A 14,144-nucleotide genomic window follows, 5' to 3' on the forward strand; every position below is an offset into this window, starting at 1 on the left:
CGCACCGCTCCCCTTCTCGCGATCACATCCGGTCGGCCTGACGACACCAGTAGTCGAACGTGCCCTTCACGATCGACGGCTTGAGCAGATAGTCGTGCGCCTGCGCCGCGAGGTCATCCGGCACGGACGCGATCGGACCGAACGCGCGCGCGCGCACCTGCATGCGGGCCGCGCGCTCGAGATACACGGCCAGATAAGCGGCTTCCTCGATATAGGCACCCGTCGTCAACTGTCCATGATGCGCGAGCAGAATCGTCCGCTTGTCGCCGAGCGCCTCCGAGATGACCACGCCTTCCTGGTCCGCGATCGGCACGCCGGGCCAATCGGCAAGAAACGCGCAGTCGTTGTGAAGCGGCGTCATATCCATGTGCGCGATCACGAGCGGTTGGCGCGCCGCAACGAGTGCCGATACATACGGCGAATGCGTATGGATGATCGCGTTGGTCCGCGCACGCGCGTCGTACACCCACAGATGAAAACGCGTGGCCGGGTTCGCCATGCCGTTGCCGCCGATCGTATTCAGATCGGCGTCGACTTCGATAAAGTCGTCGGGCGTCGCTTCGTCGAAGCCGACACCGAATCGCAACGTCCAGTAACAGCGCGGATTGTCCGAGCGCGCCGTGATCTGTCCCGCGAGGCCGGCTTCCTGTCCTGTCATCGCGAGAATGCGGCATGCGCACGCCAGCGTTTCCTGGAGCGTGCGCGCCTTCGGCTTCAGGTGGTCGTTCATCTCCTGCGTCGCGCGTTCATCGAAATACTTCTTTTCTCTCAATTGCATCGAACCCCTCCATCTGCGAAAAACAGCAAACCACGCATCGGGCCGCACGCACCGGTAGCCGACGCGACGCCGGCACGCGGCGCCTCACGCGGGAATCGTTGCAGTATTCGCAAAACGGCGCGAGGAAGCCAGCACGCGCCGTTCATACCAGCTATGCATGCGCATCGCACAGTGCTTCCGAGCGCAAACGGATGTGCATGCGGGGAGCGTTGGCGCGAATGCAGATCGCTTCGACACGAAAGACGGGCTTCGGAAATCGGCAAGCAGCTTCGCGTCGCACTGCGGCGTCGGACTGTTCACGCGGCCCGCGATCTGGCCGGCACGATGCCGCGCTGCGCCGCCGATCGGAATAAAGCGTCATCGCCAACTGTCTTCACGAACATCAGCCTGCGCATTGCGCCGGATATGCGGGGCGCAGCCCTACGCGCCCTTTTACACCCGTCTACAGGGACTTTCGTGATGCAACTCAATCTTCCTCATATCGTAGCTGAAGTGTCCGCCGCTTTCGCGGCCTACGAGCGCGCGCTTGCCGACCACGACAACATGACGATCAACATGCTTTTCTGGCAGAGCCCGCACACCGTGCGCTATGGAATCGCCGAGATCCAGCACGGCAGCGACCAGATCCGCGCGTACCGCAAGATCAGCACGCCGGTTCCGAAATCACGGCGGCTGCATCGCACGGTCGTCACGACATTCGGCACCGATTACGCGACGGTCAGCACGGAATTCATCAGCACGGAGACCGATCAGATCGGCCGTCAGATGCAAACATGGGCAAAGGTCGGCCCCGACTCGCAGCCGGAGGCCGGCCTGTATGGCGGATGGCGCATCGTTGCCGCTCATGTGAGCCTGATCGATAAGCCTTGAGGCCGACACCCGCGCGACCTGACGGCTACCCTTGCGTTGCGCGAAGTGCATCGCCGCGCTGCAACGATTCGCGATACAGCCGTGCCATTTCCGCGCGCACACTCGCCGCATCGCGATTGAGCGTTTCGCGCAGGGCGCGGCTGATGTCGTCGCCAAACACCTCGTCGCAGCCCGCCTCGATGCCTGCAAGCGTGCGCGACGCGACTTCCTGCGGCGTCACCTTCGTGTCGCTCACGTGCGCGGCCATATCCGTGTCGATAAATCCGGCGAACACGCCGACAACCTGCGTGCCGCGCGGCGCAAGCTCGGTGCGCAGTCCGTCGGTAACCGCGAGCGCAGCCGCCTTCGACGCGCAATACGCCGGATTGAACGCATAGGTGTACCAGCTCGCCACCGAAAGCATATTGACGATGCATCCGCCTCCGTGCTTCACGAGCACCGGTGCGAATGCACGCGACATCGCCAGCGTGCCGAAGTAATTCACCTCCATCTCCGCTCGCGCGAGCTCGAACGTATCGGGATCGAGCAATGGTTGCATGCGCATCCTTCCCGCATTGTTGACGAGTATGTCGATATCGGCGCATTGCGCGAGCGCCGCATCGATATCGACGGCCGACGTCACGTCGAGCTGCACCGGCGCGACGCGCGGGTCGGTCATGGCACCGCCCGTTGCGCGGCTCATGGCAGCGATATCGCGCGCGCCGGCATAGACCTTCGCTGCTCCCGCCTGCAGAAACGCCTCGACAAACGCCCTTCCTAACCCCCGATTCGCCCCGGTCACCAGCACGCGGCTTCCCTGAATTTTCATCGCACACTCCTTTCGAAAACACGTTGACGGGGTCCATTCTGGCCATCGGCGAGCCATTGCGCGATATCATCGTTGTCATTGCATTCATGACGGAGTGGCATAGATGCCCGGATTCGACGAACGCATGCTGAACGGCATGAGCGTGTTTACGGCCATTGTCGACGCGGGCAGCTTCGCCGCGGCGGGCGAACAGCTCGATATGTCGCAATCGGGCGTGAGCCGCGCAGTCGCGCGGCTCGAGGCGCGGCTCGGCATTCGCCTGCTCGATCGCACGACACGCGTCGTATCGTTGACCGACGAAGGCCGCCGGTTCTACGAACAGGTCACGCCGTTGATCGCCGGCCTCGAAGAAGCGGCCGCCACCGCCTCGGGCGGCGCGACGGTCGTGCGCGGCCGGCTGCGCGTCAATATCGACCCGTTCTTTTCGCGGCTCATCCTCGGCCCGCGCCTCGAATCGTTCATGAACGGCCATCCGGACCTGCTGCTCGAACTGATCACGCGCGACCAGCTGGGCGATATGGTCACCGAAGGTTTCGACCTCGCGGTGCGCTTCGGCGAGCCGCGCGCATCGAGTCTCGTCGCGCGCAAGCTGTTCGATACGCGCATCGTGACCGTCGCCGCGCCGTCATACCTGAAGCGCAATGGCCGCCCGCTCACGCCGCAGGAATTGGGCAAGGGCTTGCATCCATGCATCGAGTTCCGCGATCCGGAAACCGGGCGCCCGTTCGGCTGGGAATTTCATCGCAAACGCAAGAAACTCGAGGTCGAGACCCACGGGCAGCTTGTCGTCAACGACGTCGCAACGATGCTGAGCGTCTGCCTGTCCGGCTATGGCATTGCGCAGGTCATGCAGATCAGCGCGGAACAGCTGCTTGCCGACGGCCGGCTCGTCGATCTGTTTCCCGATTGGCCCGACGAGCGTTTTCCGCTCTACGCGCTCTATCCGTCGCGGCATCACCCGCCGGCGAAAACGCGAGCCTTCCTCGAATTCGTGATGTCGTTGACACCGCATCCATCGGCATAGAGCCGATATAACGCGCGCGCCAATTATTGCGAAATTCAGAAAACAGCCTGATCGGAATACGTAGCAATCTCCAGGTGTTCTGCTAGTCGAACGGACTGTGGAGCCGCATTTCGAGACATGCATTCGCGGCATCAATGCGATGACATCCACGCTATCGATCGACGGGCGGGCGGCCGTTAGTCTGTTCCCCGTACTGTCGCCCGGTACTGCCGCTCGGTACTGCCGCCCGGTACTGCCGCTCAGGCAATTCAACCAGGAGAACATCACGATGAAACACGCTCGCGCAACTACCCTCATTGCCGCTCTGTTTGCACTGGGCGCACCGCTTGCATCGCAAGCTCAAACCGCGAATTCCGCGGTGACACGCGCCGAGGTCAATGCCGATCTCGTGCGTGTCGAGCAGGCGGGCTACGATCCGCATGCGAACACGCAGAACTATCCGGCCGACATCCAGGCCGCTGAACGCCGCGTGAATCCGGTCAATGCCAATGCCGTCAGCGATTACGGCCCGGGCACCGGCGGCACGACCGCAAGCGGCAACCGCGCCATGCCGATTTCCGTGCAAGGCGACGGCATCTATCAGCATCATTGAGCGCGGCTCTTCCGCGCCCGCGCGCGCAAACCGGCCAGCAAGCAGCCGGTTTGCGCCGTTTCCTATTGCGTGGTTGGCATCCCGAAGCAGCCCGTCAGACAAACGGCCCCAATCTGACGAACTCAAACCGCCAGTCTCCTCTTTCTCGCACTTGACTATTCGCGTCAAGGCGTTGTCCCTGAGCATCCTTCTCCTGCCCCTTATCCGACGCATGCATCGCTGTGAGCCTTGCTGAAACGGGTTGCGCGTCGATCGTCGCCAAGGCGCTTCGCCTGGGCGGAAACGCCTTCGTCCACGAGGTCCGCGCCTGTGCACGCGCACCGAGAATGCGTCACGGAAAGCGGATATGCATCGATCCGGCCGCTGAACGTCATTCGACGCATCGGCCGATTTTCATTGCGGCTTTCGCAGAATAGATCGCACGCATCAAGTGTTCTGAATACCAGCAGACTCTCGCTCGAGTCCATCGCACCGCCGATCTCCAATGACATCGAGCGGAACCATCGGTTAAACGTTTCGTATCGGAGGCGCAAATGGGGGCAGCATCGAAAAAAGCCATACCGGATCCACGTTCAGCACCGGCATCGCAGGCACAAACTGAAACGCACGCAGTTCGCCCGATCTTCCTGCGCACGAAAGGCCGCACTGACGGTCCGCTGACGCGCTTTGTCAGTCCGTCGGATATCGGTCAGGCGATCAAGCCGTTCGTCCTGCTCGACCGCTTCGTGCTCGAGTCGCAGGCGGCATTCAATTTTCCGCTTCATCCGCATTCAGGCATTGCCACGCTGACTGCGCTGCTCGACGGCAGCCTGCACATCGTCAACAGCAAAGGCATGCCGCAGACGCTGACGCCCGGCGCCACGGAATGGATGCAGGCGGGCCGCGGCGCATGGCACGGCGGACCGCTCAGCACGTCCGGCGTAGTGCGCGGCTATCAGCTGTGGGTTGCGCTGCCGCCGGAACTCGAGCTCGCCGAACCATTTGAGGCGTATCTGCCTGCCGACCAGATACCGCTCGAAGGTCCCGCTCGCGTCCTGCTCGGGCAGTTCAACGGCGTCGAAAGCCCCTTGCCCGTTTCGATGCCGATGACGTATCTGCACGTCGAGCTCAATGCCGGCGAACACTGGCGCTACGACCCTGCGCCGGGACACGACGTATTGTGGATCGCCGTCTATTCGGGCTCGCTCGATGCGGGCGAACACATCGAAGCCGGCGAACTCGTGGTGTTCAGCGAATCGGAAAGCGGCGTCGACTTCGTCGCGCACGATAACTGCGGCTTTATGCTGGGCTCCGCGCAGCGCAGCCCGTTCGAGGTGGTCGAGGGCTATTACTCGGTCCACACGAACGCTGCCGCGCTGCAATTCGGCGAGCTCGAAATCGCACGCGTGGCGTCGCAACTGCGCACCGAGGGCCGGCTCGATGCCGAACAGGCCGCGAACGTTGCGCGCAAGATGCGTTCGGGCGCATCGTAAAACGGAAAACTCGCGGTGACCGGTCATAATGCGAGGCCTTGCCCTAACGGTTCGATGCGCGGCCCACGCCAAACCATGACGATCCAACTTGCGATTTTCGATTTCGACGGCACGCTGGCCAACACGTTCGCGGTATTCGGCGAGTCGCTCAATACGCTCGCGCTCAAGCACCGGTTCAGGCCCGTCACGCCCGAAGACGAACCGCGCATGCGCTCGATGAGCGCGGCTGAGATTCTGCGCGAATTGCGCCTGCCGATATGGCGCGCGCCCGCGGTGCTGTCCGATTACCGGAAAATGCTGCACAAACGCATCGGCGAAGTGCAACCGTTTCCCGGCATCGCGCCCTCGCTCGAGGCGCTGCTCGATCAGGGCGTGGCGCTCGCGGTGGCCACGTCGAATACAGTCGATAACGTGAAGAGTGTGTTGGGCGACAAGCTCGTCGAGCGTTTCACCGCGCTCGAATGCGGATCGGCGCTGTTCGGCAAATCTCACCGCTTACGCCATATTCTCACGCAGACGTCGATCGACCCCGCGCACGCCATATACATCGGCGACGAATTGCGCGATGCCGAGGCAGCGCGAAGCGTCGGCGTGAAGTTCGGCGCGGTCGCGTGGGGCTATACGCGCTTCGATGCGCTGCTGCTGCAAGATCCGCACATCGCGTTTCGCGTGCCCGCCGACCTCGCGCAGCTCAACGTGGCCGCGTCGGAATGGCCGCCGGTCGAGTCGCCATCCGTCGAACCGGTCGCGCTGCTGCGCCGGAACGACGCGCGTTGAGCAGGCCGATCCGATCCGGGTAGCCGCGCCGGCGATTCGAACCGCCTCCTGCAGCGCCCACGCCGTCAACCCTCCGTCAACCCTACGTCGGCCACGCGTGGCCAGCTGCGCGCCCAGCCGGCAAACATATGTCCGGGTATGATCCGTGCTGGGCAGCACGCGCGCCGGATCCACGCCGCGAAGCCTGCCGCGTAAGGTCTGGAGGAATCACCGTTTGCGTCAGGATCAACTCGACGGCATCGTCACGTTCATCATCGTCGCGGAAGAGCAAGGCTTCTCCGCAGCCGCCGTACGTCTGGGCGTCTCGCCGTCGGCGGTCAGCCAGACGATCCGCAATCTCGAGGCGCGCATCGGGCTCGCCCTGTTCAACCGCAATACGCGCGGCGTGAGCCTCACCGAAGCCGGCGCGACCTACTTCGACCGTGTGCTGCCGGCCGTGCGCGAATTGACCTCGGCGTCCGAGGAACTCGGCGCGGCACTCGACAGACCGGCCGGCGTGCTGCGCATCAGCGTGGCGCGCGCCGGCTATCTGACGACGCTGCAGCCAATCATGCGCCGCTTTCTCGACCGTTTTCCGGACATCCGGCTCGATATCTCGATCGAGCCGGGCCTCATCGATATTGTCGGGCAGCGCTACGACGCGGGCATCCGCTTCGGCGACATGGTCGAACGCGACATGGTCGCCGTCAACGTCGGGCCGCCGGTGTTCGCGCATATCGTCGCCTCGCCCGACTATCTCGCCATGCATGGCGTGCCGCGCCACCCGCGCGATCTGCTGTCGCATGCATGCGTGTGTTTCCGGCGCACGACGAGCGGACAGATCGAGCGCTGGCTGCTGTCCAAAGGCGGCGAAACGCTCGAACTCGCCGTGAATGGCCGGCTCATCGTCAACGACTCGGCCGCTGCCGTGCAGGCGGCGCTCGACGGCATCGGCATCGTTTATATGATCAATGGCTTTATCGATCCGCTGCTCGAGTCCGGCCGCCTCGTGCGTGTGCTGACCGACTGGAGCCCGCCCTTGCCCGGCTTCGCGCTCTACTACACCGACCGCCGCCGCGTGCCGCCGAAGCTGCGCGCGCTGATCGACTTCCTGAAGGAAGAGCAGTCGGCCGGCATGCCCGCGCCGCGCATCGAGGCGATCTTCCGGTAAGACACCTCGCGCGCGAGACGCCACGAAAACGCGCAGAAAAACGCGCCGGGAACGGCGGCCGCAGCCGCCCTTCGCGCGTCCCGGCACCTTGCTGCACGTCGCCGCACATCACGCATTGAACGGCGATGACTGATTCATCAACTTGTCCATCGTGATCGGCAATTCGCGCACGCGTTTGCCGGTCGCGTGATACGTTGCGTTCGCAACGGCCGCCGCGAGCCCCGTGATACCGATTTCGCCGATTCCCCGCGCGCCGAACTCGTTCAATTCATAGTCCGGATAGTCGAGCAGAATCACGTCGATCTGCGGCTGATCCGCATGCACCGGCACCACATATTCGGCGTAATTGTTGTTCGACGGCAGGCCCGTGCGCGCGTCGTATTCCGTGCCTTCGAACAGCGCCATGCCGACGCCCATCACGATCGCGCCTTCCACCTGGTTGCGCGCCGTCAGCGGATTCACCACGCGGCCCACGTCGATTGCGCTGACCACACGCGCAACGCGCAGATGCGAGATGCCCGGGTCCCAGCGCACTTCGACGTAATGCACGCCGAACGAGCGGAACGAATACTTGCCCGACGGTGCGCCGCCCGTTTGCGCCGCGCCTTCGGCGCTCGCGAGGCGCTGCGATTTCAGCACCGTCGCAAAGTCGACGGACCGGTCGCCGTTCGCGAGCCTGCCGTTCTCGAACTTCAGCGCCTCGGGCTTCGCGCCGTCGAAAAACGCGCCGTTCTGCGTCGCGAACGTCTTCAACTGCGCGATCGCGCCGCGCGTGGCCTCGGCAATGGCCGGCATCACGCTCGCGGTCGCCCACGAGCCGCCCGACACCGGCGCAGACGGAAACGACGAATCGCCGAGCTTCACGTCGATGCGCTCGACCGGCACGCCGGTCAGGCTGCTGACCGTCTGTGCGGCGATCGTGTAGGTGCCGGTGCCGATATCCTGCACCGCGCAGATCACACAGGCGGTACCGTCGCTGCGCAGTTCGACGCGCGCCTGCGCGGGCGTGCGGTACGCGTCCCAGTTGCACGCGGCCATGCCGTAACCGACGATCTCATGACCGTCGCGCATCGAGCCGACGCCCGGCGTGCGCTTCTGCCAGCCGAAGCGGTCGCCGGCCTGCACGATCGCCTCGCGCAGATGATTGCTCGACCACGGCAGGTTCACGCTTTCGTCCTGCGCCGAAATATTGAGCAGACGGAATTCGCGCGGATCCTGGTTCGCCTGCAGCGCGAGTTCGTCGATCGCCGATTCGAGCGCGAAGAGGCCCGGTGCGGCGCCCGGTGCACGCATCGATGTCGGCGACCCCTGGTTTACGCGCGTGACCGCATGGCTCACGAGCACGTTCGGGCACGAGTAAAGACTCTTCGATACGCCGCCGCAGTTTTCGACGTACTGGTCCGTCAACGACGTCGTATTGACCGATTCGTGCCGCAGCGACAGCAGCTTGCCGTTCGCATCGGCCGCCAGCCGCAGATGTTGCTGCGTCTCGGGCCGGTGGCCGGTGGTCGTGAACATCTGGGCGCGCGGCACGACGAGCTTGACGGGCCGGCTGACCGCGCGCGAAGCAGCGCTTGCCGCAACCGAATGCGGCCACATCCACAGCTTGCTGCCGAAGCCCGAGCCGATAAACGGCGCTTCGACCGTCACCTGATCGGGCGACAGCCCGAACACGCGCGCGATCGTATTACGGTGCACGGTCACGCCTTGCGATGCTTCGAACAGATGCAGTTCGTCGCCTTCCCAGTGCGCGACCGTGGCGTGCATTTCCATCGGGTTATGCGTTTCGACCGGCGTGCGGTAAACGGCATCGACGCGGTGCGGCGCGCTATCGAATGCCGACGCCGCGTCGCCGCGCGCATGTCCGCGCCCGCCGTCGCGCGTGCCGCCCGCTGCGACGCCCTGTGCGAGGCTCGTCACCGGTTTGTTCGTCGCATAGGTCACGTTGACCTTGTACGCGGCCTCGCGCGCATGCTCGAACGTGTCGGCCACGACGAGCGCGACGAACTGGCCCGCGTAGTTGACGGTCGCGTCTTCGAACGGCAAACGGCGCTCGTCGGTGACCGACGCCGTCAGAACGTCGTTGAACGAACTGAATGTGCGCGGCGCGCGATACAGGCGTGGAAACTGCTCGTGGCTGAAAATTTCGATCACGCCGGGTGTGCGGCGCGCGTCGGCCGTATCGATGCGCAACACGCGGCCGCTCGAAATCGTGCTGAATACGCCGTACGCGTAGACCATGCCGGGCAGGTTCTGGTCCGCCGCGTAGTGCGCGGCGCCCGTCACCTTGAGGCGCCCGTCCACCCGGCGCATCGAGTCGCCGATGATGTCGTTGTTCATGTATTCCCCATAATCACGTAGACGAGCCGCGCTTTATGCGACGACGCTGCTCAGATTGCGGACGATGGCCTGCTGGCCGAGCGCGATCTTGAAGCCGTTCTGCCCATACGAGCGCGCGCCTTGCATGGCGACGGCAGCCGCATGCTGGAATGTCGCCTGCGTCGCGGGCTGGCCTTGCAATGCGGCTTCGGCATTCTTCGCCCGCCACGGCCTCGTGCCGACGCCGCCCAGCGCAACGCGCGCATCGCGAATCGTCTGGCCGTCGAGCACGACGATCACCGCGCTCGATGCGAGCGCGAACTGATACGACGCGCGGTCGCGCAGCTTCAGGTAGGCAGAACGGCTGTGCGGCAGCGGTGCATCGAGCGTGACGTGCGTGATCATTTCGCCGTCGTTCAAGGCGTGCTCCTTCCACGGCGTATCGCCGGGCAGCAGATGAAAGTCGAGGAAGTCGATATCGCGCGCGCCGTTCGGCCCTTGCACGTGCACCGTCGCGCCGATCGCGGCCATCGCCACGCACATGTCCGACGGATGCGCGGCGATGCACTTCTCGCTGCCGCCGAGCACCGCGTGCACGTTGCGGTTCTGGCCGTCGATCGCCGCGCAGCCCGAGCCCGGCTCGCGCTTGTTGCAGGCCGAGACGCCGTCGCGGAAGTAGCCGCAGCGCACGCGCTGCATGACGTTGCCGGCGGTCGTCGCCTTGTTGCGCAGTTGCGTGCTCGCGCCGGACAGCAGCGCCTGCGACAGCACCGGATAGCGCGTGCGAATCGCCTCATGGCGCGCAAGGTCGGTGTTGCTGACCATGGCGCCGACGCGCACGCGGCCGTCGTCGAGCACGTCGACTTGCGTGAGCGCGAGCTTGTGGATATCGACGACGCGTGCCGGGCGCATCACATCGAGCTTCATCAGATCGAGCAGCGTAGTGCCGCCGGCCAGGAACACCGTGCCGGACCCTTGCGCGTGCGCGGCGATCGCTGCGTCGACGCTCGACGCGCGGTTGTAGTCGAATGAGCGCATCATGCCCTCCGCAGCTTGCCGCGCGCGTCCTGAATCGCGGCGACGATATTCTTGTAGGCGCCGCAGCGGCAGATATTGCCGCTCATCGCTTCGCGCAGCGAGTGGTCGTCGGCGGGAATGCGCGCGTCGTGCAGAACGGCGACCGCGCTCATCAGCTGGCCCGAGGTGCAGTAGCCGCACTGATAAGCGTCGTGCTCCCAGAACGCCTGCTGCACCGGATGCAGCTTGCCGTTTTTCGCGAGGCCCTCGACGGTCGTGATCTGGTCGCCATCGTGCATGAGCGCAAGCGACAGGCACGAATTGACCGATACGCCGTTCACGTGCACCGTGCATGCGCCGCATTGGCCGTGGTCGCAGCCCTTCTTCGTGCCGGTCAATTGCAGGCGGTCGCGCAGCACGTCGAGCAACACCGCGTTCGGTTCGACATCGAGCTTGTGCGCGACACCGTTCACGCTGAACTGCACGGTGTACGGGCCGCTCCCGCCCGCCGCGGCCGGCGCCTTCGCGGCCTCGGGCGCTTCGTCGGCGAGCGCCGCGGCCGACATCATCGTCGTGCCCGCGGCAGCGATGCCCGATGCGCCGACCGATTTGAGAAAACCGCGGCGCGTGACGCCGGATCGGGCGCACTCGCCCGCGCAGCTCGCCGCATCGTCGGCGGGCGTGCCGCCGGGCGTGCTGCACGGAGGGTCGGTGAAATCCTTAAACGCTGTCATTTTGCATGCCCCGGTTGCTGGTGGATCAGAGATTCAGGTTCGGTAAGGACTCGACAAGCGAATCGATAGCGTATCGAATCGCATCATGAACCGGGACATTGCCATGGCATATTGGACGTGACCATCGGTTCGCGCTTCATACTGCTTGAACGAAAACTGAATAATCCTCACGGAGAAGACCGATGATCACGCTGTATTCGTATCCCGAGCTATACGGCCTCGAAGACAACAATCCGTATGGTCTGAAGGTGTTTGCGTTCCTGCGGCTGTGCGGCCTGTCGTTCGAACATCGGCACGTGCTCGATACGAAGGCGGCGCCGCGCGGGCAATTGCCGTATTTAGTCGATGACGAACAAACAATCGGCGATAGCGACGCGATTCTGTCTTATCTGAAACGCCAATACGCGCTGACGATCGATGCAGCGCTGACCGATGCGCAGCGCGACCTCGACCTCATGCTACGTCGGACGCTCGACGATCTTTACTGGGTGATGTCGTATTCGCGCTGGCGCGACGATCGCTTCTGGCCCACGTTTCGCGCGGCGCTGCTGGCGCAGCACGCGGACCTCGCGGCCGACTCGCTCGAAGCGGCGCGCGAGTACAACTTCAACCGCTATCACTATCAGGGCATCGGACGCTACGAGCCCGAGCAGGTCTATGCGCGCGGCATCGCCGACCTGCAGGTGATCGCGAACCTGATCCACGACGAGGGCTGTCTGTTCGGCGACGAGCCGGTCAGTATCGATGCGGCCGTCTATGGATTCGTCGCGAATATCTATTTCTACGACATCGATACGCCGCTCAAGCAGTTCGTCGTGTCGCAGCCGCAGCTCGTGCGCTATTGCGTGGCAATGCGGCAGGCGGTGGCACGAGGCGGTGCGCTGCGCTGAAACTCAGAGCAGCGGCCGGCCGCCGCGCGCGGCATGTTCCAACGTCTCGCGGCCGTCGAAGAGCCGGCACACGGCGGCGGCATCCTCGCACTCGTGCAGCCGCTCGCGGAAATGATGGTCGCAGAAGCATTGCGCGACCTCGGCCAGCAGATGCAGATGCGCACTGTCGGCCCACTGCGGAACGAGCAGCGCCACGATATCGCCGACCGGTTGCGCATCGGGTGCATCGAACGCGATCGGTTCGGCCAGACGCGCATAGATCGCGACGGGCTGGGCGAGGTTCTCGATATGCCCGTGCGGCACCGCGACGCCGCGCCCGAGTCCGGTCGACCCGAGCGCCTCGCGCGCCGTCAGACCGGCCGTGACGACCTCGGCCGGCACATGGCACAGCGTTTCGAACGACCGGCTCAACTGCGCGAACAGTTGCTCTCGGTCCGCGACGGGCAAGCCGAGCAGTACATGGCTCGCGGGCAGCAGTTGCGCGAGGCTCGGCTGGGTGGGCATGATGTTTTCGACGGCCGCGTCGGCGGCTTCTTCGGCGATTTTCCGGGCCGCGCTGTCGGCTGCATGGTCGGCCGCACGGCCGGCTGCGCTGCGCGCGATCTGCTCGCCTGCACGATGTGTGCCGTTTCCGCGATGCGAGCGCGCGCCGGCGTGGCGCAGGTTCGCGGGTCGCGGCACATCGCCTTGCGCGTTCGCGTGAATCAGGCTGCGCCACGCATCGCTTGGCGTGTCGGGAATCTCGACGACCTGTCCGACTTCGGCGTCCGGCGTCAGTTGCGAAAGCCGCCGGATTGCGTCGCCGACATCGGCTTTCGGCAGATACAACGACAGCCGCACGCGCCCGCTGTCCCGCAGAGGCGCGACGCGCAACGTCCATTGCTGGTTGCCGCAATCGCGAATCAGTGCTTCCCGAAACGGCGTCGTATGCTGCGCGTCGACCGTCACGTGCAGCATGACGTTGCGCCCCGGCTCGCGATGCGTTCGCGCGCCGTGTTCCGCGCCGTCTTCGGCACTGTGCGCCGCTCTGGTTCGCCTCAGCAGCGCTCGCAAACCCGCCAATGGGTGCGCCATGTCGCCCTCACGATTTATTGCGTATTGAAAGCATATCCGACAGCGCGCAAAAGCCGCGTAAAAGCCGCTTTCGTCGATATAAAAACGACCTCGCGGCGTACCCTGCTCGGGCAACTTCCGCGGGTAACTCCCGCGGGTAACTCCATCGAATCGCGCTAGTGCAGCATCGTGACCGGAGCCTTCGTGAGCCGCCAGAGTCTTGCGATGATCCACCAGCGCGTCAGAAAACCGAGTTGACTTGCGTCGACGATGACCGCGTCGGACTGCTGCAATGCCGCATGCGCGGCGATTGTTTCGGCGACGGGGCCGCAGGCGCGGCTCCAGCGGTAAGGCACGCCGGCGTCGTCGAGAATCGCCCGCGTACTCATCATCGGGCTGAACAGCGCGCGCCTTTCGAAAAGCTGCAGCGCGCCGTGCGAATGGAAAGCCGCGGCGCGGCCCCATTCGAGCGGCTCGACCACTTCGACGATTTCGACTTCGGACACGCAGCGCTCCGCGTGCAGAAATGCGGCATGGCGCGCCGCTTGCAGCGCGCCTTCGTGATGGATCACGGGAATCAGCAGCCGTAGCATCGGAACGTTCGTTCAACGGTGAGAAGCACGACTGTATTGAAGCAAGCGGCGCATCAATGCACGGCAA

14 protein-coding genes are annotated in these 14,144 nt (G+C 64.6%); 7 read left to right on the top strand and 7 right to left on the bottom strand.

Annotation, left to right across the window (positions count from 1 at the left end):
- Nucleotides 1-22: 22 nt before the first annotated feature.
- Nucleotides 23-778 (bottom strand): aldolase, encoded by a 756-nt coding sequence (locus BTO02_RS29710; protein ID WP_075160621.1) that lies wholly within the window; start codon nucleotides 776-778, stop codon nucleotides 23-25.
- 459 nt (nucleotides 779-1,237) lie between these two features.
- On the opposite strand from BTO02_RS29710, the gene hpxZ reads away from it, so the two are divergent.
- A complete protein-coding gene (gene hpxZ, locus BTO02_RS29720; RefSeq protein ID WP_075160623.1) occupies nucleotides 1,238-1,648 on the top strand; it encodes an oxalurate catabolism protein HpxZ in 411 nt (136 codons plus the stop codon).
- A gap of 25 nt (nucleotides 1,649-1,673) precedes the next feature.
- On the opposite strand, the gene BTO02_RS29725 is transcribed toward hpxZ, so the two are convergent.
- On the bottom strand, nucleotides 1,674-2,456 hold the full coding sequence (locus BTO02_RS29725) for an SDR family oxidoreductase (protein WP_075160624.1): 783 nt from the start codon (nucleotides 2,454-2,456) through the stop codon (nucleotides 1,674-1,676).
- A 103-nt stretch (nucleotides 2,457-2,559) separates the two neighbouring features.
- Here BTO02_RS29725 and BTO02_RS29730 point away from each other — a divergent pair, with 103 nt between their 5' ends.
- The 5 genes from BTO02_RS29730 (at nucleotide 2,560) to BTO02_RS29755 (ending at nucleotide 7,471) form a co-directional block, all read left to right on the top strand.
- Nucleotides 2,560-3,480 (top strand): LysR family transcriptional regulator, encoded by a 921-nt coding sequence (locus BTO02_RS29730; RefSeq protein ID WP_075160625.1) that lies wholly within the window; start codon nucleotides 2,560-2,562, stop codon nucleotides 3,478-3,480.
- A 268-nt stretch (nucleotides 3,481-3,748) separates the two neighbouring features.
- Entirely contained in the window at nucleotides 3,749-4,072 is a 324-nt protein-coding gene (locus BTO02_RS29735) for a DUF4148 domain-containing protein (RefSeq protein ID WP_075161507.1), read from the top strand.
- A 533-nt stretch (nucleotides 4,073-4,605) separates the two neighbouring features.
- Nucleotides 4,606-5,544, top strand: a complete 939-nt coding sequence (locus BTO02_RS29745) for a pirin family protein (RefSeq protein ID WP_083615441.1) — start codon at nucleotides 4,606-4,608, stop codon at nucleotides 5,542-5,544.
- Nucleotides 5,545-5,619: 75 nt separating this feature from the next.
- Nucleotides 5,620-6,321, top strand: a complete 702-nt coding sequence (locus BTO02_RS29750; RefSeq protein ID WP_075160627.1) for an HAD-IA family hydrolase — start codon at nucleotides 5,620-5,622, stop codon at nucleotides 6,319-6,321.
- 214 nt (nucleotides 6,322-6,535) lie between these two features.
- A complete protein-coding gene (locus BTO02_RS29755; protein WP_075160628.1) occupies nucleotides 6,536-7,471 on the top strand; it encodes a LysR family transcriptional regulator in 936 nt (311 codons plus the stop codon).
- Between the two features lie 108 nt (nucleotides 7,472-7,579).
- Here BTO02_RS29755 and BTO02_RS29760 read toward each other — a convergent pair whose 3' ends face one another.
- From BTO02_RS29760 to BTO02_RS29770, 3 genes are read right to left on the bottom strand one after another with little or no spacing between them, the layout of a single operon-like run.
- Nucleotides 7,580-9,811 (bottom strand): xanthine dehydrogenase family protein molybdopterin-binding subunit, encoded by a 2,232-nt coding sequence (locus BTO02_RS29760; RefSeq protein ID WP_075160629.1) that lies wholly within the window; start codon nucleotides 9,809-9,811, stop codon nucleotides 7,580-7,582.
- Between the two features lie 33 nt (nucleotides 9,812-9,844).
- Nucleotides 9,845-10,828 (bottom strand): FAD binding domain-containing protein, encoded by a 984-nt coding sequence (locus tag BTO02_RS29765; protein ID WP_075161509.1) that lies wholly within the window; start codon nucleotides 10,826-10,828, stop codon nucleotides 9,845-9,847.
- On the bottom strand, nucleotides 10,828-11,541 hold the full coding sequence (locus BTO02_RS29770; RefSeq protein ID WP_083615442.1) for a (2Fe-2S)-binding protein: 714 nt from the start codon (nucleotides 11,539-11,541) through the stop codon (nucleotides 10,828-10,830). Before BTO02_RS29770 ends, BTO02_RS29765 begins: the two co-directional genes overlap by 1 nt.
- A gap of 182 nt (nucleotides 11,542-11,723) precedes the next feature.
- Between BTO02_RS29770 and BTO02_RS29775 the strand changes: the two genes are divergently transcribed.
- Nucleotides 11,724-12,431, top strand: coding sequence for a glutathione S-transferase family protein (locus BTO02_RS29775; protein WP_075160630.1), 708 nt, complete (start codon nucleotides 11,724-11,726; stop codon nucleotides 12,429-12,431).
- A gap of 3 nt (nucleotides 12,432-12,434) precedes the next feature.
- Here BTO02_RS29775 and BTO02_RS35305 read toward each other — a convergent pair whose 3' ends face one another.
- Together BTO02_RS35305 and BTO02_RS29785 are read right to left on the bottom strand one after the other, a co-directional pair.
- Nucleotides 12,435-13,505 carry a PTS sugar transporter subunit IIA gene (locus BTO02_RS35305; RefSeq protein WP_232243577.1) on the bottom strand — a complete coding sequence of 357 codons (1,071 nt, stop codon included), beginning with the start codon at nucleotides 13,503-13,505 and terminating at the stop codon, nucleotides 12,435-12,437.
- 155 nt (nucleotides 13,506-13,660) lie between these two features.
- Nucleotides 13,661-14,077 carry a universal stress protein gene (locus BTO02_RS29785; protein ID WP_075160631.1) on the bottom strand — a complete coding sequence of 139 codons (417 nt, stop codon included), beginning with the start codon at nucleotides 14,075-14,077 and terminating at the stop codon, nucleotides 13,661-13,663.
- Nucleotides 14,078-14,144 lie beyond the last annotated feature (67 nt).

The sequence above is a fragment of the Paraburkholderia sp. SOS3 genome (assembly GCF_001922345.1).
In the GTDB taxonomy this organism is placed as follows: Bacteria; Pseudomonadota; Gammaproteobacteria; order Burkholderiales; family Burkholderiaceae; genus Paraburkholderia.